The sequence below is a fragment of the Pontibacter ramchanderi genome, assembly GCF_002846395.1.
GTDB classification, from domain to species: domain Bacteria; phylum Bacteroidota; class Bacteroidia; order Cytophagales; family Hymenobacteraceae; genus Pontibacter; species Pontibacter ramchanderi.
Map to the genome: position 1 here is coordinate 209,169 of NZ_PJMU01000002.1, position 24,714 is coordinate 233,882.

A 24,714-nucleotide genomic window follows, 5' to 3' on the forward strand; every position below is an offset into this window, starting at 1 on the left:
TAAGGCTTACTAGGTAAAGCGAATCTCCTTTGCTCAGCTTTTTAAAAAGTGGCTTTGGCTGACAATATCAGCTTATAGCAAGGATATTATTGTGCATGAGGAGCTACTGTATCTTTCTTTTTAGAAAACAGGTGGTTTTTGACCAAAATAACCACTAGTACGAGCAAGAACACATAGTACAAGGAAGTGGCTGCACTTTTAATCACCGAAAAACCAGAGGCTATGCTAACGCTATTTGCTATGATGGCAGGATATGACTTTAGGAAGTAAATGATAAAGAGATTCTCCACATAGTCCGCTGCTCCCGCAAGGAGAGGCAGGTAAGAAACATAAAAGTACTTCGTATCGAGTTTATTGATTTTTTTGAGCAAGTAAGCGAAGAGTAAAGAATAGGTAATGGCAAAGAAAGCCGGGTATAAAAAATCAAGTGGTAGCTGCCTTGTCAGGTAGTAATCCCGGCCACTCACACCAAGCTTGCTTAAAAGCGCGATGACGTATTCCGGGTTATAGCCCAGAGGCAACATGTCCAGGGGTTTATACCCATCTGCCAGAAAAACTAGGTGCTCTATTGTAAAGAAGAGCATAGTTATGTAGATGGCAGAAGCCAGGATAAAAAATATAGCTATTTTTTTACCAGACAGATTATTGATAATCAGCTTCTTTACTGTCATTTTTCTTATCAGAAGAATTTTAAATGTAGTTACTGTTCACCCTTTCCCAATCAACAACCAAATATACCAGATCGGCACAACCACACAAGCAATTCTCTTACCTTTCACAAAGTAAGGCCCCTTTACCACTATCCCTTCAGAATACCCTATATTTGCAGCTTGAAACCAATGCCATGATACTCATAGGTATAAAATACAGTGAGGTCATTGTCAGCACTACAGATTTTGAAACTACTCTACGATATCGGACTGAAAGCTTACCAGGCGGCAATTGCGGTAACGGCGCCTTTTCACCAGAAGGCGAAGCTGATGCAGACTGGCCGTGAAAGGCAGTTCGAGCGGATGGCGCAGCAGCTGCAGGGCAACACAGCGCCAGTGGTGTGGTTTCATTGCGCCTCGCTGGGGGAGTTTGAACAAGGGCGACCGGTTATCGAAGCTTTCAAACAGGTGTTTCCAGGGTATAAGGTGGTGCTGACCTTCTTCTCCCCTTCGGGCTACGAGGTGCGCAAAAACTATACGGGTGCCGATTACATTTTCTACCTGCCACTCGACAGCCACAGCAATGCCAACCGCTTTCTGGACATCGTACAGCCTAAGCTGGCGGTGTTTGTGAAGTACGAGTTCTGGCACTACTACCTGCAGGCACTGCAGGAACGGGCTATACCTGTGCTCTCCATCTCTGCCATCTTCCGCCCCGACCAGGTGTTCTTCAAACCCTACGGCGGCTTCAACCGGAGCATGCTGCAGCGCTTCACGCATATCTATACCCAAAACGAGGCTTCCCTAAAGCTCCTGCAAGGTATAGGCATCACCAAAGCCAGCATTGCCGGCGACACCCGCTTCGACCGTGTGTTACAGACAGCTGCCAGCGTGAAGGCTATACCTGTGGTGGAGGCCTTTGCGCTGGGCAAGGAGGTGTTTATGGTCGGCAGCAGCTGGCCCGCGGATATCGAGGTGCTATTGCCGCTGATTCAGAAGCACCGCCAATGTATACCCTTCATCATCGCCCCGCACGAAATACACGAAAGCGGCATCAGCCAACTCATGCAACAGCTGGGCGAGGGCGCGGTACGGTTCTCGCAGGTAAGCGAGGCGGAGGCAGGCAGGTATAACGTGCTGGTGATCGACAACATTGGCATGCTTTCGTCGCTCTACAGCTATGGCACTTATGCTTACATCGGAGGGGCTTTCGGCAAGGGGCTGCACAACACATTAGAGGCAGCGGTGTTTGGGCTGCCGCTGTTCTTCGGGCCGAAGTTTGAGAAGTTTCAGGAAGCGAAGGATCTGGTACAGCTGGGTTGCGCCTTCCCGATAAACAATGCAGAGGAGCTGATGCAGGCATTTGAGCGGGTGCATACCACGCCCGGACTGCGCCAGGGTATAACCGACAAAGAAAAAACTTACGTACACGAACAGGCAGGTGCCACAGCCAAGATCATGGCCGATGTGCGCCAACTGTTGAAATAAAGCGAATGAAAGGAGTTGTAGTAAAATCGACGGGGTCGTGGTACCTGGTGCGCGACGGGGAAGGCAAGTTGCACCGGGCCCGTCTGCGTGGCAAGTTCAAGCTCAAGGGCATGAAGGTAAGCAACCCGCTTGCCGTGGGCGACCGTGTAGAGTTCGATGTGGAAACGACCGGCGAAGACACGGCCGTGATTCACAAGATCGAAGACCGCGAAAACTACATCATCCGGAAATCCACACACAAGGCCGAGCACGCCCACATCATCGCCGCCAACCTCGACCAGGCATTGCTCATTGCTACGCTGGTATCGCCCCGCACCTCTTTCGGCTTTATCGACCGCTTCCTTGTAACGGCCGAGGCCTACGGTATACCTACCGTTATCGTGTACAACAAAACGGACCTCTACGACGAGGATATGCAGGAATACCAGCGGCAGATCGCTTACCTGTATGAGCGCATCGGCTACAAAGTGTTGGGCGTTTCGGCACACGCCAACGAAGGTATAGACACGCTGAAAGAATTGCTGCACGGTAAAACCACTCTATTCTCAGGTCATTCAGGCGTAGGCAAATCTACGCTTATCAACCTCATCGTGCCCGATCTCGACCTAAAAACCTCCGAAATCTCTGATTTCTCTGACAAAGGCGTGCACACCACCACTTTCGCCGAGATGTTCGAGATCGATCCCGAGACCTTCATCATCGACACGCCCGGCATCAAAGAGCTCGGCATCGTCGATATCCCGAAACAAGAGCTCGGCCACTTCTTCCCCGAAATGCGCGAGCGCCTCAACCAGTGCCGCTTCAACAATTGCTCCCACTTCAATGAACCCGGCTGCGCCGTAGTAGACGCCGTACGCAAGAACGAAATCGCCCTGACCCGGTACGAGAGCTACCTGAGCATGCTGCAGGGGGAGGATAACAGGAAATGAGTGAGTTAGTGAATGGTGAGGTTTGTAGTGAAAGGTCGTGACCTGTTCGAATCGTGCACCTATATAACCTGTCTGAATCAGGATTTAATGATTTACAGGATTCTCTTGCACGATTAACATCCCCCTGCCCCCTTCGAAGGGGGACTTTTCTGCTACTGCTACTTTACAGGTATAGCTTCTTAGTTGCGGCAGTACCTTTGCAGGCCCGAATCCAACTACCCCTAACCCCTCCTTATCCAAGGCGGGGAGACTGTAATTGCCATTCCAAGGTACAAGCGTTGTGGCACACATTCCTGGCAGGTATAGCAAGACTTACTTGCACGTGAACTACAAAGCAAATTTCCTCTGCCAGGTGCACTTTTCGGCGCTCCACTGTTGGGGGTGAAGGGGTCCCCCTGTCAAGAGCGTTCAGCGAGTGGGGGTAGGGGCCCTCGATTTGTGTCAAGACAAAAAGTGAGTGCCCGCCGCACAGGCGAAAAGCCAACTATGAAATAGCAAAACCGCTATACCTGTAACAGCCGTAGCTATATCTATACCTGGGCCAGATGCACCACCATAGCAATCACGATCGAGGACGCTCGCGCCATTAAACTATACCTGCAAACCAGCCCCGCCGGCCAGGCGAAAAGCCAGAAGCAACCTCAACTACAAGCTCCCCCACCCCGTTATGAAAGAATGAACCTCACCACGACCACTATGAAAATTGAAAACGCAAACATTCTGATCACAGGCGGCACACTTGGCATCGGGTACGCCACCGCCAGAATACTCATAGAGCACGGCGCTAACGTAGCCATAACAGGCCGCGACGAGAAACGGACACACAAAGCGGCAAGAGAACTGGGCGCCCTGCCCATTACGGCAGACGTGGCCAACCCGGAGGACGTGAAGCGCACCTTTCAGCTATTCATGGAAGAATATGGCCGGCTTGATGCGCTGATCAATAATGCAGGAATAGGATTCTCAAAAAAACTGGAGGAGGTGAAGCTAGAGGATTTTCAGCAGATCTACAGTGTAAATGTGTTTGGGGCAGCGCTAATGGGAAAGCGGGCAGCAGAAATTTTCAAAAAGCAGAACTACGGCAACATCATCAACATCGGCTCCACAGCGGCGACTAAAGGCTATGAAGGCGGAACGGTATACGCTTCGTCAAAGTTTGCTTTGCGCGGCATGACGCAGTGCTGGCAGGCCGAACTCCGGAAGTACAATGTGCGGGTGATGTTGCTCAACCCAAGTGAAGTGACCACCGCCTTTGGCCGCGAAGAAAGAGAAGAACGCGACAGCCAGCCAAACAAACTGCGTGGCCGCGAAATTGCGCGGGCAATAAAAGGCGCACTGGAGCTGGATGACCGGGGTTTTATACCTGAGATGGCCGTATGGGCAACTAACCCGTTTTAAATTAAAGCGCCGTTTCCTTTACAGGAACCAACACCCTGTTCACAACATGCAGCACGCCGTTGCCGCACATTACATCGGGGTCCTCTATCAGAGCATTCCCGATCTGTACCTTGTCGTTGTGCTTTGCCACCTTCAGCTGGTGTCCGGCCACTGTCTTCAGGATAGCTCCGTCCTGCAGGTCGCTTGTGGTTAATTTGCCTGCAATGATGTGGTTGTTGAGCAGTTGCTGCAGCAGATCACGGTTCTCAGCACTCTCAAGATGATCGCGCAGGCTGTCGGGCAATGCCTGGAAAGCGGCCTGCGAGGGGGCCAGCACAGTATAGGGCCCGGTGCCGCGCAGATTTTTAGCAATGCCCGCTTTTTTTAGCATTTCATTGAACGTACTCAGATCGTCGTTGCTGGCTATATTCTCCAGCAGGCTACGGGAGGAGACACTGGCTGCGTCGGCACTGCCCGAAAGCTGGCGTTCGGTGCTGGCTTGTGGCGCAACACTGCCATTTGTCTGTAAGGCATTCACCCCCTCCTGCAGTGCAGCCTCGTTGCTGGTTTGGGTAGTTTCAGGCTGGTCGCAGGCAGTGAGCAGCAGGGTAGTAAGTCCAACCAAAGTCAGGTAGTAGGGCAGCGTTTTCATAGTGGCTCAGATTTATTCTGTTTCGAGTGTCGTGCTATAATACAATTACTGTTTTGGAGCGCCACAAGTTTTGGCAAATACCGGGCCAGTTGCCGGCTCCATCAAATCGCGGTGCCGGTGCCTGGCTGTCAATTAATATTTTGCGTACTTTTGTACTTGTTCGTATTACGTTATACCAAACAATTAAAATTATGAGAACCGCAGAAATCCATACCGGAAAAGGCGTCATGAAAGTAGAGTTCTATGAAAAAGACGCGCCAAAGACGGTAGAAAATTTTATAAAGCTTGCCAAAGAGGGCTTTTACGATGGCCTGACCTTCCACCGCGTTATTCCTGACTTCGTAATTCAGGGCGGGTGCCCGAACACCCGCGAGGGCGCCAAGGGCGTGCCAGGCACTGGCGGACCAGGCTACAAAATCGACTGCGAGCTGACCGGTGAAAACCAGTACCATGACCGCGGTGTGCTGAGCATGGCGCATGCCGGCCGTAACACAGGTGGGTCACAGTTCTTTATCGTGCACAATCGTAAAAACACTGCCCACCTCGACCGTAACCATACCTGCTTCGGCAAAGTGGTAGAAGGGGTAGATGTGATCGACCAGATCAGGGCCAACGACAGAATCGAGAAAATTGTGGTGAACGAGGAATAAACTCTCCATACCCAGCATGTTGGAAAGACCGCACCTGTTGCGGTCTTTTTGCTTTATACCCTGCCTCAACAGGGTTCATAGCGCTTTTCATAGCAGAATTAGGATATCCTCCTTTATTCTAAAGGATTTTGTTTAATTTTACCTGACGCGGGCATGCTTTCCGGACTCATTGGCAGCGCCATACCTGGTTCTTTGCCTGCACCTCGTAAATCTAAACCTTACACCAAACACCGGCGGCCGATGCGTTGCGCCCGCCACACACCTGTTTATGAAGAAATTAGCTCTGCACTGGCAGATCCTGATCGGTCTGACCCTTGGGGTAGTCTGGGGATTTGTAGCCAGCTCTTACGGTCTGATCGAATTCACCACCGATTGGATCAAACCATTCGGCACCATCTTTATCAACCTGCTCAAACTGATCGCGGTGCCGCTGGTGTTCGTATCGCTTATAACAGGTGTGGCCAGTCTGAGTGATGTAAGCAAACTCTCCCGCATTGGCACCAAAACCATCGGCTTATACCTGATGACCACCGTGCTGGCTGTGGTATTGGGCTTGGTGATCGTAAATGTGGTGGAGCCGGGCAAGGCCTTTTCCCCAGAGAAGCGTGAGGAATTCAAATCGCAGTTTGCAGCCACCACCGAGCAGCGGTCATCGGCCGCAGCCGCCGTTGATCAGCAGGGCCCGCTACAGGCGCTCATCGATATTGTGCCGGACAACATCTTCGGAGCCATGACCAGCAACAGCAGTATGCTGCAGGTCATTTTCTTTGCGCTGTTATTCGGCATTGCCCTGATCATGATTCCGAAAGACAAATCCTCCCCGGTCAATGCCTTTTTTGAGGGCGTCAACCTTGTTGTGCTCAAAATGGTGGACATCATCATGATGGCGGCTCCATATGGTGTGTTCGCCCTGCTGGCCGGCCTGGTAGTTGACTTTGCCGGCGACGACCCGGCCGCGGCCGTGGAACTACTCCTGGTGCTGGGCTACTATGGCATTGTCGTGACGGCAGGCCTGGCCATTATGATGCTGGTTGTTTACCCAATCCTCGTGACCACTATCGGCAAGACCAAATACACCGACTTCTTCAAAGGTATATTTCCGGCGCAGATGCTGGCGCTTTCCACCTCTTCGAGTGCGGCCACACTGCCTGTTACCATGGAGCGCTGCGAAGAGCGACTGGGCATCAACCGCGAGATCACCAGTTTTGTGCTGCCGCTGGGCGCCACCATCAACATGGACGGCACCAGCCTGTACCAGTCCGTGGCTGCCGTATTTATTGCGCAAGCCTACGGCATGGACCTGGACCTGATGACGCAGCTCGGGATTGTGATGACAGCAACACTGGCCTCCATCGGGGCAGCTGCCGTGCCGGGTGCCGGCGTGGTAATGCTTGTAATCGTGCTGCAGCAGGCAGGTATACCGATCGAAGGCATCGCCCTCATCCTGGCGCCTGACCGTATTCTGGATATGTTCCGCACCGTGGTGAACGTAACCGGCGATGCGACCGTGGCCATGGTGGTAGCCCAAACCGAAGGGCAACTGCACCCACCTGTGCTGGAAGACGTCGGTTTGCACGACTAATTAATTCTGATAATTCAAGCAAAACACAAGGCTGCTTCCCTGCGGTCTTGTGTTTTTTTATGTACCTTGGTTAACTATACCTGCTACCCACAGGTATACAGAGTCACACTAGTCAGCGCAGGTATGAAGCAAAAAGACATGCAGCTATTCCGGCTATACCCACTCGGCGACAGCGCCATTACGGTGCAGTTCGGCGACAGCATCGACAAAGCGACCCATACAAAAGTGCGCGCCTTCAGTGCCTACCTCGACCGCCATCCATTCACCGGATTCGTAGAGCAGGTGCCTGCCTTCAATTCTGTAACCGTCTATTACGACCCCTGGCAGGCAAGTGAGCAAGGCTTCTACAACCCCTATACCCACGTAACTGAGCAGCTGCAGTATATGCTCAAAGTGGCCCGCGAGAACGACAAAGCCGCTGCTCCCCGCATAGTGGAGATTCCGGTTTGTTACAACGGCTCTTTTGGGCCCGACCTGGAGTATGTGGCCCGGCATACCAAACTCAGTCCGCAGGAGGTTATAGCCAGTCACACGCGCGGCAAGTACCAGGTATACATGATCGGTTTTGCGCCCGGCTTCCCCTACCTGGGTGGCATGGCCAAGAAGCTGGCTACCCCCCGCAAGCAAAACCCAAGGCCTGCTATACCTGCCGGCTCGGTAGGTATAGCAGGCAACCAGACAGGCATCTACCCCATTGAGACGCCTGGTGGCTGGCAATTGATCGGCCGTACGCCGCTTCGCCTTTTTGACCCAAACCGGGAGCAGCCCAGCCTGTTACAGGCCGGCGACCAGATCAGGTTCGTGGCTATTTCAGAAAAGGAATACTGGAAGTTAAAGGACAAGGCGCATGGGGCTTGAGATCGTAAAACCGGGCCTGCTGACCACCTTGCAGGACAGGGGCAGGTATGGCCATCAGAAAGAAGGCATCATCACCAGCGGCGCCATGGATGCTTTTGCCTACCGCGTAGCCAACATGCTGGCAGGAAATAATGAAGAGGAAGCCGCCCTGGAAATAACCCTGATCGGACCCACTATCCATTTTACCGAAGATCAGCTAATCGCCCTGACCGGAGCTGATCTGTCAGCGGAGCTTAACGGAGAGAAAGTCCGGCTATGGCGGCCCGTTTTTGTGAAGAGCGGAAGTACATTAACCTTTGGAGCTCCTATATCAGGCTGCCGTGCTTACCTGGCAGTATCAGGAGGCTTTGCGATACCGCAGGTGATGGGTAGTTACGCCACTTACCTGCAGGCAGGTATAGGTGGGTACCAGGGCAGGGCGTTGCAGGCCGGCGACTTTATACCTTGCCCTGGTCCATCGGATACAGGTATAGCGCTGTTCGCACAGGCATCAGCCAACACCGAGGGCCACGACTACACTGTCGCCAGTTGGACTCCCGACCCGCAGTATTTTCCCACCTATGCCCCCAATCCGATCCTTCGGGCTATCAAAGGCCCTGAGTTCGAACTCTTTTCGGAAACCAGCAGAGAGCAGGTATGGACAGAGCGCTTTCAGGTATCGGCACAGTCGGACCGTATGGGCTACCGGCTGCAGGGCGTTTCGCTGTACCTGAGTGAGCCGACCGAGCTTATCTCGACTGCCGTTACGTTTGGCACCGTGCAGGTACCACCCGAAGGCAAGCCGATCGTGCTGATGGCCGACCACCAGACCACCGGCGGCTATCCGCGCATGCTGCAGGTTGTTAGCGTCGATTTGCCTATCTTGGCGCAGGTCGTGCCGGGCCAGACGATCTCGTTTGAGGAAGTGTCGCTGGAAGAAGCGCAACAGCTCTACATCCGGCAGGAGCAAAATCTGTCGCAGCTGGCACATGCCATTCACCTAAAACACACCCAATGAAAAAACCCCTTTCTGTTGACCTGAACTGCGATCTGGGCGAGAGTTTTGGCGCCTATCGTATGGGAAACGACGAGCAGATCCTCCCTTTTGTCACCTCGGCCAACATTGCCTGCGGGTTTCATGCCGGCGACCCGGGCGTGATGCGCAGGACCGTACAGCTTTGCCTGCAGCACCACGTGGCCATCGGCGCTCACCCCGGCCTGCCCGATCTAGTGGGCTTTGGCCGGCGCAACATGGCTGTTTCGGCGGAGGAGGTATGCGACATGGTGGTGTATCAAATTGGCGCACTGCAGGCTTTCGTGCAGGCTGAGGGCAGCACGCTGCACCACGTGAAACCGCATGGGGCGCTCTACAACATGGCCGCTACCGATACCAATCTGGCCGAAGCCATCGCTGAGGCAATTTATAAGGTAAACCCTGAAGCGCTGCTGTACGGCCTGGCTGGAAGTGAGCTGATCAAAGCTGCCAACCGGCTTCAACTAGGAGCTGCTCACGAAGTGTTTGCGGACCGCACCTACCAGCATGATGGCACGCTCACCTCCCGCCGCCAACCTGATGCGCTCATTCCTGACCCGGACAAAGCGGCTAGCCAGGTGCTGCGCATGGTGCGCGAAGGCAAGGTGCAGTCGCAGCAGGGAGTTGAGGTAGGTATAGAGGCTGATACGGTTTGCATACACGGCGATGGCCCGCATGCCCTGGAATTTGCCCGCCACATCAACGAAACTCTGCAACGGGAAGGTATAGCACTCGCCCCACCAAACAAGCTCCGCACATGAAGCAGAAACGCAACTGGAGCGTGCTGCTCGGGGCCGCCTTTCTGATGGCAACTTCGGCCGTCGGCCCGGGCTTCCTTACCCAAACTACTGTCTTCACGCAATCGTTGGCGGCGAGCTTTGGCTTTGTCATTCTGGCCTCCATCATCCTCGACATTGGCGTGCAGCTGAATGTGTGGCGGGTGATTGCCGTGTCGGAGAAGCGGGCGCAGGACATTGCCAACCTGGTGCTGCCCGGCCTAGGCCTGTTTGTGGCGGTACTGATCGTGCTCGGCGGTTTTGCCTTTAACATCGGCAATGTGGGTGGCGCCGGACTCGGCTTTAATGTGCTTTTCGGGATTACGCCAGAACTAGGGGCCATTATAGCAGCGGCCGTTGCCATAGGCATTTTCCTGGTGCGGGAGGCCAAGAAAGTGATGGACCGCTTCGCCCAGTTCATGGGGCTGCTCATGATTTTGCTGATCGTTTATGTAGCCATCACCTCCTCTCCTCCCCTGGCTGAGGCAGCGGTCAAAACCTTCGTGCCAGATCAGATCGATCTCATTGCCATCATCACCCTGGTGGGTGGCACCGTGGGCGGCTACATTACCTTTGCGGGCGGCCACCGGCTACTCGATGCTGGCGTGAAAGGGGAAGCAGCTCTACCAGAAGTGAACGCCAGCGCGGTGTCAGGTATAACCGTGGCTTCCATTATCCGCATTTTCCTTTTTCTGGCGGCGCTGGGTGTGGTTAGCAAGGGATTGATTCTGGACGAAAGCAATCCGCCTGCCTCCGTGTTCCAACTGGCGGCCGGAAATATCGGGTATAAGCTGTTTGGCATTGTAATGGTGTCGGCAGCCATTACCTCGGTGATCGGCTCGGCCTATACCTCGGTTTCCTTTATCAAATCGTTTCACAAGAGCATCGAGCAACACGAGAACTGGTTCATCATCGGTTTTATCGCCATCTCCACAGTCATTTTTGTAACCATCGGCCGACCGGTGCACCTGCTCATCCTGGCGGGCGCCCTCAACGGACTCATCCTCCCGATCACACTTGGCACCATCCTGATTGCTGCCCATAAAACAAAGATCATCGGCAGGTATAAGCACCCGCTGTGGCTGACGATTTTTGGCATACTGGTGGTGCTGGTGATGGCGTGGATGGGTGGCTATACCTTGGTGAAGCAGTTGCCGGTTTTGTTTGGGTAAGTTGCTTTTAAAAAACTAAACGCTTTAGCTAAGCAAATGAAAATACAAAACCCGAGTGTCAACCTCTATGCATACCTCCTGGTACTTACATTAACTTTATCCTATGCGCTTTATCTCATTGAGGTAAGTGACATTTTGCTATTATATGAAATATTTATTTCCATACCCATTGCTATTACACTGATCTGGAGCATTGGCCTGGTCGTTTTAATCGTAATCAAAATAAAGGAGACCGGGCAACAGCCTAGCTGGTTGCCTGTGCTTTTGTCTGTGACTGTTTTACTTGCTTACTCGCTGCACTTTGGCTCCCGAAATGGCCTTTTCGATGGCGAGAAAGTTTTAGATGGCGCTTTCCTTGACGATAGGAGCAGAATGGATTTAACTCTGTACAGCAATGGGAAGTATACAATTTACTCGAACTGGCTGTTTGGAGAAGAGAGGTTAGAAGGACAGTACGAGCTGAAGGGAGACACCATCCTTTTTAAAAACTATCCTGTAGTTGGGACTGACTTTATAGCCCAGAAGATTATCATTAACAAAGAGGAAGGCAGAATATACTTCCGGAAATTATCTGATGGGACCTATGATAAGGATTTCTATTTTTCTCGGATTGGTTTTTAAGTTCAACACAGTCACTTGATTCACAACTGATAACAAACGCTAAACTGGTTGAACCCATGAACCTCCCCACCTTCAAAGCCAGTCTCGCAGTTGATGCACCTCCACCAAAGGCGTCGGTATACCTGCAGGCGCTGTGGCACGAAGCGAAAGGCGACTGGGACAAGGCGCATGTGCTCATACAGGACCTGCCGGATAAAACCGCTGCCTGGATTCACGCCTACTTGCACCGCCAGGAAGGCGACAACTGGAACGCAGACTACTGGTATAGCCGGGCCGGTAAAAAGCGGCCTAATACATCGCTTGAGGATGAGTGGGAAAGCCTCGTCACTACCTTGCTTCAGGTATAGCTTATCCTAAAGTCCATATCCTTCCTTCTTCCAAGAAAACAAAAAGCCAGAAGCGATATATGCACCGCTTCTGGCTTTTTCACTTTCTACCTTCTCAACTTTCTAACTCCTAAAAATCGTCTTCGTCCTCTTCCTCACCAAAACTTGGCATGGTAAACATACCGCTGAGGAGGTCTTTGAACTGCAGGCCGGTGCTGAGTCGGTTTTTGCTGAGCTGACTGTGCTCGGCCAAACCATGCAGGGCAAATTCCATCAAGAAAAGCTTCTCCTCTCCTTTCGCATCAGAACGGAATTTCTCGACCAGCTCGCTCAGGCCAGGTATAGCCTGCAGGGCTTTTTTGTATTCCGAAGCGGTGGCGTCATTCAGAATATCCACCGTGTTGCCGTCTCCGAACCAGTCGGTTACTTTCTTATAAGGGTTGCCTTCTTTCGACTTTTTGGCTTTGTCGGGGTCAGGGAAATACTTGAGGAACTGGGCACGGATGGCCTTGCCCATGAGCACCTGTGCCACGTGCCCGGCTCCTTCCTGCTCGCCCTCGTACACCAGTTCTACTTTGCCCGTCACGGCAGGTATGGTGTTCAGAAAATCCGATACCCGCACGTAGGTTTTGTTCTCGCCATTCAGCAAAGCCCGACGTTCGGCGGCACTCAGCAGGTTCTCAAAAGCCGAAATAGTCAGGCGGGCCGATACGCCGCTCTTTGCATCCACATACTCACTCTCCCGCGCCTCAAACGCTACTTGCTCAATCAGGTCGCTGATGATGTCGTTGGTCGTTACGAGCTGCTCCTGCTCGTCTTTGACGTGCGCCTCCTGCTGCGTGATCTTCTTGCCAATCTCGATGGACTTCGGATAGTGCGTGATGATCTGGGAGTCGATGCGGTCTTTGAGCGGCGTTACAATAGAGCCTCGGTTGGTATAATCCTCAGGGTTGGCCGTGAACACAAACTGAATGTCGAGTGGCAAGCGCACCTTAAAACCCCGGATCTGGATGTCGCCTTCCTGCAGAATGTTGAACAGCGCCACCTGGATGCGTGCCTGCAAATCGGGTAATTCGTTTATGACAAAAATGCCACGATGAGAACGCGGAATCAGACCGAAGTGAATCACCCGCTCATCTGAGTAAGGCAGTTTCAGCGTTGCGGCTTTGATCGGGTCGGCATCACCTATGAGATCAGCTACCGACACGTCGGGTGTGGCCAGCTTCTCGGTATACCTATCGGACCGGTGCAGCCAGCTGATGGGCGTGTCGTCGCCGTTCTCGTGCACCAGGTCTTTGGCGTAGCGTGAAAGCGGCTGCAGCGGATCATCGTTCAGCTCGGAGCCCTGCACCATCGGTATGTACTCGTCCAGCAGGTCCACCATCAGGCGGGCAATCCGTGTCTTGGCCTGTCCGCGCAAACCGAGCAGGTTAATATGATGCATGGAAAGGATGGCACGCTGCAGGTCCGGCACCACCGTTTCTTCGTAGCCCCATATACCTGGAAACACCTGCTCTTTGCTCTGTAGCTTCCGGATCAGGTTCCGGCGCAGTTCCTGCTTTACAGTCTGCGGCTCGTACCCGGCCGCACGCAACTGGCCCAGGGTTTTTATCTTCAGTAAGTTCTCTGCTTTAATGTCTTCGTATTGCATTCTATTTCGGTTGAATGACTGTTAAACGGTTAAATTTTCGGAGATCATTTCGAAAAAAGTATCTTGGTTTTACAAGAAAGATCCCGCTCTATAAACAATTGGAAATCATTGGCCTATTTCTGTTTTGGTCGCCTTCGTTTCCAGCATATATTTTGAACTGAGCACTACCTACTACTATACTGCCTTGGGAGCCTTGCTCCTTTTGTTTCTGTATGTTTGTTCATTTAAAAAAACAGTCGTAAGTGATTTCAACTGGTGCCAATTTCGGCTGGTATGTCTTTATCGTTCATTCCTGCTAGATCGAATTCTAACTGAAATATTTACAGTGTGATTTGTTTTTCTTTGTTAAAACTATATATTTAGTTCATGAAAAAACCAACACTGTATACCTTGCTTTTAATTTTTTCGCTGCTTATTGCTGTCGGAACATTTATCTTAAGAATTTCCCATGTAATCAGTTCGCACCTAGCCTATCTGCTATTTGCCCTGGTGATCATTCTGCACTTTGTAGCAAACAGATCTAAGGCCCGGCAGAAGAACTGAAATGCTAAAACGGATGCTCTATCGCCTTTAATTCTTTTACAACGCAAGTTCTTTCGGTGCACGATTCGGACAGGTCGCGACCTGTTCCTACAATGAAACGATCATGCTGCATAGTACCCCGACATTACAACTTTCTACCTTTCTACTTTCCAAACTTTCCAACTTAAAAGCTTTTCTTCCGGTTGCGGCCGTAGTCGCGGAACACCAGGTGCCCTAAGCCTTTCAGCGAGCTGTAGTAGGCCTGGCCATTGTTCACTTTGGTAAACTCGTCTACGAATTGCTGCAGGTATGGGTCGGATGCGATCATAAAGGTGGTAATCGGAATTTTAAGGCGTCGGCACGCAGCAGCCAGGTTCAGGGTTTTGTTGACTACTTTGCGATCCAGCCCGAAGCTGTTCTTGTAGTAGTGAACCCCTTCTTTCAGGCAGGTTGGTTTGCCATCGGTGATCATGAAAATCTGCTTGTTCGGCGTCTTGCGCTTCCGCAGGATGTCCATCGCCAACTCCAACCCGGCCACCGTGTTGGTGTGGTACGGCCCCACCTCTAGGTAGGGCAAATCCTTTATTTCGATCTGCCAGGCGTCGTTTCCAAACACGATCACATCCAGTGTATCTTTCGGGTATTTCTGCTTTACTAACTCGGCCAGCGCCATCGCTACTTTTTTGGCCGGCGTAATGCGGTCTTCGCCGTACAGGATCATGGAGTGCGAAATGTCGATCATCAGCACGGTGGAAGACTGCGTTTTGTGCTCCGTTTCCGTGATCTCGAGGTCCTGCTCGGTCAGGCGGAAGTCGGAAAGACCGTGGTTGATCTGGGCATTGCGGATGGAGTCGGTCATGGAGATCTGCTCCAGCGCATCACCGAAACGGTATTCGCGGCGATCGGTGCTGGTTTCGTCTCCTATACCTGTCTGGGGTGTGGCATGGCTACCTTTGCCGCCTTTCTTCAGCTTGCCAAATATCTCCTCGAGCGCGCTCTTCCGAATGTTCTGTTCACTTTTGGCAGTGAGTTTCAGAACGCCCTCTTCCTGCGGATTTTCGTCGATGTAGCCCTTCTTTTTAAGGTCTTCAATAAAATCGCCGATGCCATAATCATCGCCCGTGAGACCATACTGCTTATCAAGCGAACTCAACCAAGACAAGGCTTCTGCCACATCACCGGACGTGATCATAACCAACTGCAAAAAGATCTTCAGCAAGGATTCGAATCCCTGCTTGTCGTCCTGCGGCGGTATGTACTCTGCAAATCTATACCCTATACTCATATCTCTCTCCTGATTTATAACCTAACAACGCAGCGCAGCCGTTTGTTCTTGCACAACGGTTCTTATACGGGTTTAATAGCTGGTAGCTTCAAAATGCAGAGTACCGCTATACCCACCCTATCGATACCAGCCAAACAAAAAGGGCAGGCTGCTTTCGCAACCTGCCCCCTATTCTATAAAAATAGCTTCTGCTACTTAGTCAATCCAACGGAACTTATACTCCAGTTGTGGTGCTCTCATACGCTCCGCTACTCTCTTCAAACGATCTGGCAAGGCTACCAGGTAGTCGCGGGCACGCTCGCCGGCATCGTTCAAACCAGAAACAGTTTCGAGCTTCCACTCTTTTACCAGATCGCGCAAGATGTCGGTATAATCGAGGGCGGTGTATACGTTGATGCGTTGGGCAGCATCGGTGAAATGGCCGAAGGTTTTGCCCATATCCACACCCAGTTCACGCATGTAGTGCGCCGGCATCACGATCTTCTTGCGCATCATGTCCTCAAAGGCCAGCATCATCTCGTTCGGATCAGCTTCGAATATTTTGCCCACAAAGGCCTTATACGCTTTGGCGTGTCGTGCCTCGTCAGAAGCCACGTAGCCACACAGTTTTGCCAGCATGCCATCGCCTTGTTTCTTGGCGATCTGGGCTACGCGGCGGTGCGACAGGTTAGTAGCGGTTTCCTGGAATGAGGTATACACGAAAGCGCGGTACGGGTCGTTATCGGTCTGAAGGTCAAAGCCATCGGCAATCAGGTATTGCGTGGACGCCTCCATTTCACGCATGTTGATACGGCCAGTCAGGTATAGGTACTTGTTCAGCAGGTCGCCGTGGCGGTTTTCTTCCGCTGTCCAGGCACGGTTCCACTTCATCCAAGGGCTGTCCTCGTTGCTTGGCACGTCCTTGATCGACATCAGCCAACTTTCATAAGTCGGGAGTGCTTCTTCGGTAATGGTATCTCCTACCAGCACGGCCAGCAGGTCATAACTCAGGTCGCGGGCACGTTCCTGCAGGTTTTTAATTTCTTCAAAGAAATTCTCCATGCGGGCATCTGGCAGCAGGTCAGCTGGCTGCCAACTGTCTTCCACAGATTTCAAAAACTCTGTCATCTTTTCCTGGACAAAGCTTTCCATCCATTTCATGACTTCTACACGGGAGGCAATGGCTGTAATCATGGTGTTGTTTTAGGCGATTGAACTTCAAATATAGGTAATTATGCTCTAATAGTCATTGGCAGCTTAACATTAAGTTAACTAACTGCTAAAAAAGGAGTTCGAATTCAGGAGTGCACTCCAACTTTGTACTGCCACTCAGCAAGCACGAAACCGTTAAAACACGCCTGGGATAACCTATTCTTACGCAGAAATATAAAACAGTTTACATGTTTGGTTACAATCTATAGCAAGTCCATGACAGAGTGCAATTTCAGCGATTTAAAATGCTGTGATACAGCACTCTAAGGAACCGCAAATCTACTTTAAGCTTGTTGAGAAGGTGGAGGGTGCGGTATACGGGGCCTAGCCCGGCATGCTGCCGCAGCAGGCTCAGAAATTGCTCGGCCTGCTGGTAATGGCCCGTCAGGAAGGCATGGCGGGCTTCATACTTTAACCGACGGGTCAGGGCGTCTCTCTCTTCCGGATTTTGCACCAGCTGCAGTGCTTTCTCACAAACCAACACCGTCGAAGCCAACTGCTTGTCGCCGGGCTTGTACAATTGTTGCGAAAGTGAGCTGCCGTGCAGGCGGCGTTTGGTGGTAAGTGCATCCAGAAAAAAGTACTTATAGCTGCGCGCGGAGCGCACCCAGAAGTCGAAGTCCTCATAGGCCAGCGCTTCGTCGTAGCCACCCAAGTCCTGCAACACTTGCCGCTTCATCATCATAGTGGGCGGGCAAATGAAGTAGCGCCCCAGCAGGTGGTGAAAAATGTTGCCGGAAGGAGCAAATGAAATAACTTCGCCTGCCTGGTTGCGCTGGCAATGAAAGCGCACATGCCTGCCGTTATCGTCGATGTATTCGGCATCTGAGTAAACGACACCGTATGTTTTGTCCAGCTGCTGGAAGGCTGCAACCTGTTGCGCTACCTGCTCGGGAAGCAACACATCGTCGGTAGCAAAATCGATGATGTATTCGCCTTTGGAGGCTCGCCAGGCCAAGTTGAAGGCCTTTGTGTTGCCCTGGTTGGTGCCTGTGCTCAGGAAGGTGAGCTGCGGGTATTTCAGGCAATATTCTTTTATAATGGCCACACTGTTATCGGTACTGCAGTCATCCATGATGATGATTTCCAGATGGGGATAAGTCTGGGCCAGCACCGAATCCAATGCCTCCGCAATGAAACGCCCGTGGTTATAGCACAGGCAGATAACCGACACCAACGGCAATGAGGCTGTCTCAACCATGGCGCTCAAAATATGTGTGAATGGCAGTGATAACCGCCTCCTGCTCAGCTTCGGTCATACCCGGGTAAAGCGGCAGACTCAGGCTTGTTTCAGCCAGTTCTTCTGTCACCGGCAGACTGCCTCTTTCATACTTCAGCCAGGTATAAGCTTCCTGCAAATGCACCGGCACCGGATAGTGAATAGCCGTTTGTATGCCTTGCTCCGACAGGTATAGCTGCAGCCTGTCACGCTGCGCTGTGCGGATATTGAAGATGTGGTATACATGGGTGCAGTCCGGGGATGTGACGGGCAGTTTGATATCGCCTATACCTGGCAGGGCGCTCAGGTATACCTGTGCCAGGCGTTGCCGCTCGCTATTGAGTTCGTCGAGGTGTTGCAGTTTGATGCGCAACACGGCAGCCTGTAGGGTGTCGAGGCGGGAGTTAATGCCTACGATCTGGTTATGGTATTTCTGCCGCTGCCCATAGTTGCAGTACATGCGGGCATAAGCCGCCAATGCAGGGTCGGAAGTAACGACAGCTCCCCCATCGCCGAGGGCGCCCAGGTTTTTGGTCGGGTAAAAACTGGTGGCGCTTACGCGACCGAAACTCCCGACCGGGCGACCTCTGTAGCGGGCTCCTTGTGCCTGGGCAAAATCTTCTACGATAGTCAGTTGACACTGCGCGGCCAGTTGCATAAACCCGTCCATCTCACAAGCCTGACCATATAGATGCACCGGTATAATGGCTTTGGTACGGGTTGTAATGTGCCGCGCTGCTACAGCGGCCGTTAGGTTACAGGTATACGGATCGGGCTCGGCCAGCACAGGTATAGCCCCCACGGCAACCACCGCATTTACTGTCGCAATGAAGGTATTGGCGGGCACGATCACTTCATCACCGGGGCCTATACCCAGGATTTTCAGGGCCACCACCAGTGCGTCGTAGCCATTGCCTACTCCGATGGCCGCACCCGCTTGCAGGTAGTTGGCAAATTCGCCTTCGAAAGCTTCTACCTCCTGGCCCAGAATATACTGCTGCCCGCGCAGCGCACGCAATAGTGCCAGCTCTACCTGCTGGTCTATACCTGCCGGAAAATGTCGGAAAGCAAAATAAGGGACTGGCGTGGTGAGCATAGGTCTAAGCAGTTTACAAGGCCAGATGCGCAGCCATTCTTTGAAAGGTGGCGTAGTCGCGGATGTAGTCGGACTCCTCGAAATCGGTGGATGTGAGGCAGACGGCGACCGTGCCCGAAGCGAAGTGCAGATCGGTCCAGCACATGGCGGGTAGGTATAGCCCCTCCGACGGATCATTTAGCTCGAAAGTTTGCTTGCTTTTCCCGTTGTCGGTCTCTACCCGGATGCTGCCAGTTACAGCTACCAGCACCTCTTCTGTGGCTTTATTGGCATGCTGCCCGCGTAGCACACCGGCCGGGGTGCCGTAGGTCCAGAACACCCGCTTGATGGCAAAAGGTATGTTCTGAGCCAGTTGCGTAGAGGCGATAAAGCCTATGGCGGGGCTACCGGTTTCGGTAAAGCGGATCAGGTATGGCGTGGCAGACAAAAGGTAAAATTTAGTGCAGCCACAAATTAAAACAATTTCAGTTAATGTGCCTATAAAAGGGGCTTGCTTGGCGCTTGCCCAGGCTTGTGTTACCTTTGCAAGACAGCATCCGGGCCTGTGCTGGCTGTGTTGGCGCCAGCCCTGCACTTGCGCCATGAGAAGTTGCCACGCCCCCTTACGTTTATGGAAGATACCTACCGCACCATCGAAGCCCCCTCCGAAGGCCTCTACAAAGAAAAAGGCAGTAAGTTTATTGCACTGGCCTACCCGGTGTACTCAGAAGATGAAGTGAAGGAGGTCCTCACCGATCTTCGCAAGCAATATTACGACGCCCGTCACCATTGCTACGCCTACAGCCTGGGGGCCGACAAGAGCCGTTACCGCGCTAACGACGACGGTGAGCCCAACCACTCCGCCGGCGACCCCATTCTGGGCCAAATCCGTTCCTTCGACCTAAGCAATGTGCTGGTGGTAGTAGTGCGCTACTTTGGCGGCACCAAACTCGGCGTCAGCGGCCTGATCAACGCCTACAAAACATCCACTGCCGAAGCCCTGAGCAACGCCACCATCATCGAAAGACACGAAACCTCGCTGCTGCAGGTACACTTCGCTTACCCACAGATGAATGATGTGATGAGTTTGATAAAAGAGTACGAACTCGGCGTAAAAAACCAGCAGTTCGAGCTCGACTGTCGCCTGACTTTGGAGGTGCGCAAGAAGCTGCAGCAGGAAGTAACAGGGAAGCTGGAAGGTATAGACGGAGTTGCTGTAGAGGTTGTGTGAGTCTTTTCATGGGGCCCTATCCCAAATTTCGTGCACGATTAACATCCCCCTGCTCCTTCTTTGTCGAGGGCCCCTACACCCAAGGGGGACTTTATGTAGCTGTCATTCTAAGGAAAAAGCGCTGTAGCACATGCCCCCTGGCAGGTATAACAAGACTAACTATCAGCTAGTTATGAAACAATTAGCTGTCTCAGATGCGCCTTTGACGATTAAAAGCCAGCTACGCAGTAGCATTGTTGCTATACCTGCAAAGCAGCCGCTACGCCAGTTACAAACTTACCCCTTATGCAACGACAAGTTGCGCTGACGCTAAACTTGCGGTAATACCTATACCTGGGCCAGCCTGTCCCGAGCACAGTCTCGGGGAGGTACAACGATACCAGTCTCGAGCGCGGACGCTCGCGCCATACCTGCAACTGCACTCCCACCAGCTACAAACTTACCCAAAGGCAAAACCTAATTTTTATTACCTTGTACAACAGCAGCACACCCAAGCACCCTTATGGCCAAAAAGAAACGACACCGCTCCCGACATAAAATCCTGGACCGCAAACTCGGCATTAGCCCGGGCTCCCTTTTTATACCTGCAGAGGCACATGCCCCACGCTACCTCCTGATGTCGTTTAACGAGCAGTTTTTCAAAGAGCAGGAGCTGGTATCGTATGCCGAACTTGTGCAGCAGGTAAAAGCCCGGCCCGACGCAACACACTGGATCGACATTCGGGGCTACGCCGACCTCACCATGCTGGAGCTGCTCAAACAGGACTTCGGCATCCACTCGCTGCAAATGGAAGACGTGATCAACGATTACCAACGCCCTAAGGTAGACGAGCTTGATGACCGCCTCTTCATCATCACCCGCATGCTGCGCTGGCACGCAGAGCACCACACGCTCGAAGATGTGCAGCTCTCTGTTTTCTCAGGGCCTAATTATGTCCTTACACTGCAGAGCGATTACGAAGACTGCCTTGACCCGCTTCGCGAGCGCATCCGCGTTGGCAAGGGCATCATCCGGCAACGCCCACCCATGTACCTTGTCTATGCCATTCTGGATGTGGTGCTCGACTATTATTTCCCGGTGATGGGTGCCATTGGTGTTTACATCGAGGAGTTGGAGCAGAAGATTCTGGACAAACCCTCGAAGCAGACCCTGCGGGAAATCCTGGATCTGAAAAACGAGCTGATAAAGCTGCGGCGCATCGCCTGGCCGGAGCGTGACAAAATGAACGAGCTGCTACGCATGGACGCCGACATAATACCCGACAACCTCAAAGTATACTTCCGCGACGCCTACGACCACACCATCCAGCTCATCGACCTCATTGACAGCCACAAGGAAATGTCGACGAGCTTGGTGGAGTTGTACATGTCTACGGTGAGCAACCGCATGAACGAGATCATGAAAGTGCTTACCATCATCTCGAGTATCTTCATCCCGCTCAGCTTCATTGCAGGGGTTTACGGCATGAACTTCTCGCGCGAAGACCCGGAAACAGGTGAGGTTTTCCATCTGAGCATGCCCGAGCTATACCTGCCCTACAGCTACCCGATCCTGATCATCCTGATGACCACGCTGGTGGTAGTGCAGCTATACCTGTTTTACAAGAAAGGTTGGTTCAAGAGTTTTTAATTCGGTAGCTTAAAATTCAACTTCTGAAGCTCATTGCGGAACACTTTGTAGACCGAGTAGTTGTTGCCCACCTCGTTATAGTGAATGCTCACAGCCTGGTTGCTTTCCAGGGATCGTCCGCCAATCAGGCGGGCATCAGGGCCGTATAGGTAGGTTTTTTGCGGGCCGGTCTCTGTAATGGCGTATACCTGATTGCCCCCTCCGAAGTTAAAGTACTGCACGGTCTTGGGTGCTGAGGTTACATAGCGTTTCTCAAACAGCTCTTTCAGGTCCTGGTCGAAAGCCGTAACCTTGCCCTGGTCCTGGCGCACAATAATGAAGGAACGGCCACTGGCATCGGGCAACAGATCGAACATGGCGCTTTTGCTCGGGCGCGGCAGTTGCTCCCGCTTTACCACCTGGCCCTGCAGGTTAAACTCTACCACCTCGCCGTAGCGCGTCACGACCGTCACCACAGAGCGGCGCAGGTCGGCACCTGCCCGTATCACCCCCTCCGAGGTTATCGGAACGCGCAAGCTGAACGGAAAGCCCGGGTAGGTGTCTCCTTTTGTGTTGAGAGCGTAGATGTAGCCGTTTTCGAGCAGCACTAAAATCACATCGCGGCCACCTACGCGCACGTGCTGCGGCGTGGCAGCCAGGCGGTAGTCCATGCGGCGGGGCTGCCAGCCAGGTATAGCGTTGCCGCGTGTGTCGAACATGTAGAGATTGCCCAAGGCATCATCCACCAAAAATCGGTAGTCGCGGTTCTTCTGGAAGTCGAACACAGCCAGGCGTTGAAGGCGCAGCGTGTCGCCCACGTTAAACGGAAAATGCTCCAGGTTGCGGCCCAGGTTGTCGATGGCCTGTATGCGGGTGGCGGTGGCAAAAACGTAGCGCAAACGTTTGTCGCTACCGAGCTCTACCTGCTGCAGGCCACCCCGCACCTGGGTCTGGAGTGTGTCGGTCCAGCCTCGGCTGCCGGTAGCGGTAATGTTGTGCAGCACTTGCATCGAGTCCTGCACCGCCACTTCACGGCTGCGGTCTATGGCGTTCTGGATCGGATAGGGCGGAGAAATAAGGCGGCTCGCAAACGGAATGGTCAGCTCTTCTTCAAAGCCCTCCTGGCCACCCTCGGTGTGGCGCTCTTGTCTCCGGAACAGTACACTTGTATAGTACTGGTTCTCGGCGCGGGCAAATTGCACGCTCACCTGGTTAAACCGCCGGATCAGGCTGGAGTGCTGCAGCAAGTCCTCGCGGTTTTCTTCCTGCACATAGCGGTTGAGGATGTACCAGGCATTCACGGTGTTCATGTATAGGCTAAAATTCCCCTCCTGCAGCGTTTCCTCCAGAAAGGATTTCTGAGCCACAGAGCGCCCCCATACCTCGCCGGCATTGATGTCATCGATGAGGGCGCGCAGGCTGGCAATCTCCGGCGAGAAGATCATGTAGTTATCGAGCTGCAGGACGTAGCTTTGCTCAAAACCGGCGAACAGACTGCCGAACAAACGACCGGGCAGGTTCTCCATATCCAGCAGTTGCAAGGTATAGTTGCCGTACTTTTCGGTATAGATCTTTTCGTTCCGGGCCTTGCTGAGTTGCTCTGCCAGGGCTTGTAGCCGGGCACCGGTTCTGCCACTGCTCTCCATGCGGGCAATCACCAGCTTGTCGGGGCTCGTGTTCATGTTGTACGACTCCATGTAGGCCAGTGCAATCTCCTGGCTGAAGGAGCCTGCCAGGCTGTCGATGGAGGGGCTGAAGGCGTCGGTCTCCGCCTTGCCGTCGCGCAGGCGGGCCACCTCCCCTACCCCGAAGTGCATGAGCACCGCCGTACGGGTTGGCAGCAGCAGTTTGATGTCGAGCGGACGCGGTTTGGCGGGCTGCAATTGCGTCTGGAAAGAGCCCTCTAAGGTTTCCGGGTTAGAGAAGCCGTTCAGGAAAATCTTGTTCTGGTCAAGCTTGAGCTCCAGCATGGCGTTGCGGCAAAAGCTGCTCAGGTAGCGTACCTGTGGCATCAGGTCATCCTGCACGAAAAGGCCAAACAGGTCAGGCAGGGCGCGGTAATTCACAAACACGTTGGCGTACACATCAGCCTGGCTCAGGTAGTTCACCTTGGCATAGTCTGCGGCTATGGAGCTGAGCTTGCCCCGGTTGATACGGCGCACGATCTCCTCCACCAGCACAGGAGAGGCGCTCAGGATGAGGTTGTTGTGATAAGAGAAAAAGGTAAAGCTGTTGCCCAGTTGGGTATTGGTGACATCGGTGAGCAGCATGCCCTGGTACTCACGCGTGTTCTCCTTGAACATGGGGTTCTTCACGATGTTCTCGGTGAGCGTGCGCAGAAAACGGTGCTCGCCAACGGATACCACCGGAATGTAGTACACGAACTCCACGTCGGTTTTACCAAGCACATGCACCGACGTCAGGATATGCTTCTTGTCCAGAAAACGGTCGAGGCGTTGGTTACCGGGCGCCACGCTGTCGAGCATGGCCATGTTCTCCTGAAAGCGCTGCACCACGGGCAGACCCGAAAGGCTTTCCCACAGCGAGGTCTCCTCCAGGTGTTTCTTCAGGTCGTTGTGGTTGTTGGTCTCTACCACAAAAGCCGCCGTTTCGGGCACCAGTGTCCAGAGGTCCACCTTCTGCTGTGCATCCTGCCACCTGCTGAAGCCATAGTAGACCAGGGAGGCCAGTGTTACGAATGCGATGAAGAAAAAGACAATGCGTTTCGGCATAGCGGGGTGTATGAGGCTACAAATTAACCGAAAAAATTAGAAACCACCCGAACCTGTCTGCTTCTGTCCCATTTCATACAGAAAATATCCTGATGCTATACCTGTT

The 24,714-nt window shown here is 52.8% G+C and carries 22 protein-coding genes; 13 read left to right on the plus strand and 9 right to left on the minus strand.

Annotated features, from left to right (window positions below; all coding sequences use genetic code 11):
- Window positions 1-86 precede the first annotated feature (86 nt).
- Window positions 87-671, minus strand: a complete 585-nt coding sequence (locus BD749_RS07705) for a hypothetical protein (RefSeq protein WP_180336349.1) — start codon at window positions 669-671, stop codon at window positions 87-89.
- Between the two features lie 225 nt (window positions 672-896).
- On the opposite strand from BD749_RS07705, the gene BD749_RS07710 reads away from it, so the two are divergent.
- The 3 genes from BD749_RS07710 to BD749_RS07725 all read left to right on the plus strand — a co-directional run bounded on the left by BD749_RS07710 (window position 897) and on the right by BD749_RS07725 (window position 4,465).
- Window positions 897-2,138: a 3-deoxy-D-manno-octulosonic acid transferase gene (locus tag BD749_RS07710; protein WP_101443830.1), complete on the plus strand. Its 1,242-nt coding sequence runs from the start codon at window positions 897-899 to the stop codon at window positions 2,136-2,138.
- Between the two features lie 5 nt (window positions 2,139-2,143).
- Window positions 2,144-3,067 (plus strand): ribosome small subunit-dependent GTPase A, encoded by a 924-nt coding sequence (gene rsgA / locus BD749_RS07715; protein WP_101443831.1) that lies wholly within the window; start codon window positions 2,144-2,146, stop codon window positions 3,065-3,067.
- 696 nt (window positions 3,068-3,763) lie between these two features.
- Entirely contained in the window at window positions 3,764-4,465 is a 702-nt protein-coding gene (locus BD749_RS07725; RefSeq protein WP_101443833.1) for an SDR family oxidoreductase, read from the plus strand.
- 1 nt (window position 4,466) lies between these two features.
- Here the strand turns inward: BD749_RS07725 and BD749_RS07730 are convergent, their stop codons facing one another.
- Complete coding sequence (locus BD749_RS07730; RefSeq protein WP_101443834.1) at window positions 4,467-5,096, minus strand: fasciclin domain-containing protein; 630 nt, start codon at window positions 5,094-5,096, stop codon at window positions 4,467-4,469.
- Window positions 5,097-5,287: 191 nt separating this feature from the next.
- On the opposite strand from BD749_RS07730, the gene BD749_RS07735 reads away from it, so the two are divergent.
- The 8 genes from BD749_RS07735 (at window position 5,288) to BD749_RS07770 (ending at window position 12,114) form a co-directional block, all read left to right on the plus strand.
- Entirely contained in the window at window positions 5,288-5,746 is a 459-nt protein-coding gene (locus tag BD749_RS07735) for a peptidylprolyl isomerase (protein ID WP_101443835.1), read from the plus strand.
- A 268-nt stretch (window positions 5,747-6,014) separates the two neighbouring features.
- On the plus strand, window positions 6,015-7,328 hold the full coding sequence (locus tag BD749_RS07740; protein WP_101443836.1) for a dicarboxylate/amino acid:cation symporter: 1,314 nt from the start codon (window positions 6,015-6,017) through the stop codon (window positions 7,326-7,328).
- Window positions 7,329-7,451: 123 nt separating this feature from the next.
- Entirely contained in the window at window positions 7,452-8,186 is a 735-nt protein-coding gene (gene pxpB, locus BD749_RS07745) for a 5-oxoprolinase subunit PxpB (RefSeq protein ID WP_101443837.1), read from the plus strand.
- The gene (locus BD749_RS07750) at window positions 8,176-9,183 is read left to right on the plus strand and encodes a 5-oxoprolinase subunit C family protein (protein WP_101443838.1); all 1,008 of its coding nucleotides are present in this window, start codon (window positions 8,176-8,178) and stop codon (window positions 9,181-9,183) included. Before pxpB ends, BD749_RS07750 begins: the two co-directional genes overlap by 11 nt.
- Window positions 9,180-9,959 (plus strand): 5-oxoprolinase subunit PxpA, encoded by a 780-nt coding sequence (gene pxpA, locus BD749_RS07755; protein WP_101443839.1) that lies wholly within the window; start codon window positions 9,180-9,182, stop codon window positions 9,957-9,959. The genes BD749_RS07750 and pxpA overlap by 4 nt, the downstream gene beginning before the upstream one ends.
- Window positions 9,956-11,146 (plus strand): NRAMP family divalent metal transporter, encoded by a 1,191-nt coding sequence (locus BD749_RS07760; protein ID WP_101443840.1) that lies wholly within the window; start codon window positions 9,956-9,958, stop codon window positions 11,144-11,146. The genes pxpA and BD749_RS07760 overlap by 4 nt, the downstream gene beginning before the upstream one ends.
- A 36-nt stretch (window positions 11,147-11,182) precedes the next feature.
- The gene (locus BD749_RS07765; RefSeq protein WP_101443841.1) at window positions 11,183-11,767 is read left to right on the plus strand and encodes a hypothetical protein; all 585 of its coding nucleotides are present in this window, start codon (window positions 11,183-11,185) and stop codon (window positions 11,765-11,767) included.
- A 56-nt stretch (window positions 11,768-11,823) separates the two neighbouring features.
- Window positions 11,824-12,114 (plus strand): hypothetical protein, encoded by a 291-nt coding sequence (locus tag BD749_RS07770; protein WP_101443842.1) that lies wholly within the window; start codon window positions 11,824-11,826, stop codon window positions 12,112-12,114.
- A gap of 109 nt (window positions 12,115-12,223) precedes the next feature.
- Here BD749_RS07770 and BD749_RS07775 read toward each other — a convergent pair whose 3' ends face one another.
- The 6 genes from BD749_RS07775 to BD749_RS07800 form a co-directional block, all read right to left on the minus strand.
- A complete protein-coding gene (locus tag BD749_RS07775; protein ID WP_101443843.1) occupies window positions 12,224-13,744 on the minus strand; it encodes a sigma 54-interacting transcriptional regulator in 1,521 nt (506 codons plus the stop codon).
- 706 nt (window positions 13,745-14,450) lie between these two features.
- Window positions 14,451-15,551: a vWA domain-containing protein gene (locus BD749_RS07780; RefSeq protein ID WP_101443844.1), complete on the minus strand. Its 1,101-nt coding sequence runs from the start codon at window positions 15,549-15,551 to the stop codon at window positions 14,451-14,453.
- 195 nt (window positions 15,552-15,746) lie between these two features.
- Window positions 15,747-16,724 (minus strand): acyl-ACP desaturase, encoded by a 978-nt coding sequence (locus BD749_RS07785; RefSeq protein WP_101443845.1) that lies wholly within the window; start codon window positions 16,722-16,724, stop codon window positions 15,747-15,749.
- Between the two features lie 250 nt (window positions 16,725-16,974).
- Entirely contained in the window at window positions 16,975-17,943 is a 969-nt protein-coding gene (locus BD749_RS07790) for a glycosyltransferase (protein ID WP_101443846.1), read from the minus strand.
- On the minus strand, window positions 17,936-19,057 hold the full coding sequence (locus BD749_RS07795; protein ID WP_101443847.1) for a DegT/DnrJ/EryC1/StrS family aminotransferase: 1,122 nt from the start codon (window positions 19,055-19,057) through the stop codon (window positions 17,936-17,938). The genes BD749_RS07790 and BD749_RS07795 overlap by 8 nt, the downstream gene beginning before the upstream one ends.
- A gap of 13 nt (window positions 19,058-19,070) precedes the next feature.
- On the minus strand, window positions 19,071-19,484 hold the full coding sequence (locus BD749_RS07800; protein WP_101443848.1) for a sugar 3,4-ketoisomerase: 414 nt from the start codon (window positions 19,482-19,484) through the stop codon (window positions 19,071-19,073).
- A gap of 183 nt (window positions 19,485-19,667) precedes the next feature.
- On the opposite strand from BD749_RS07800, the gene BD749_RS07805 reads away from it, so the two are divergent.
- The gene (locus BD749_RS07805) at window positions 19,668-20,267 is read left to right on the plus strand and encodes an IMPACT family protein (RefSeq protein ID WP_101444693.1); all 600 of its coding nucleotides are present in this window, start codon (window positions 19,668-19,670) and stop codon (window positions 20,265-20,267) included.
- A gap of 502 nt (window positions 20,268-20,769) precedes the next feature.
- Window positions 20,770-21,897: a magnesium/cobalt transporter CorA gene (gene corA / locus BD749_RS07810; RefSeq protein WP_101443849.1), complete on the plus strand. Its 1,128-nt coding sequence runs from the start codon at window positions 20,770-20,772 to the stop codon at window positions 21,895-21,897.
- Here the strand turns inward: corA and BD749_RS07815 are convergent.
- Complete coding sequence (locus BD749_RS07815; protein ID WP_101443850.1) at window positions 21,894-24,608, minus strand: PQQ-like beta-propeller repeat protein; 2,715 nt, start codon at window positions 24,606-24,608, stop codon at window positions 21,894-21,896. The genes corA and BD749_RS07815 overlap by 4 nt on opposite strands.
- Between the last annotated feature and the right edge of the window lie 106 nt (window positions 24,609-24,714).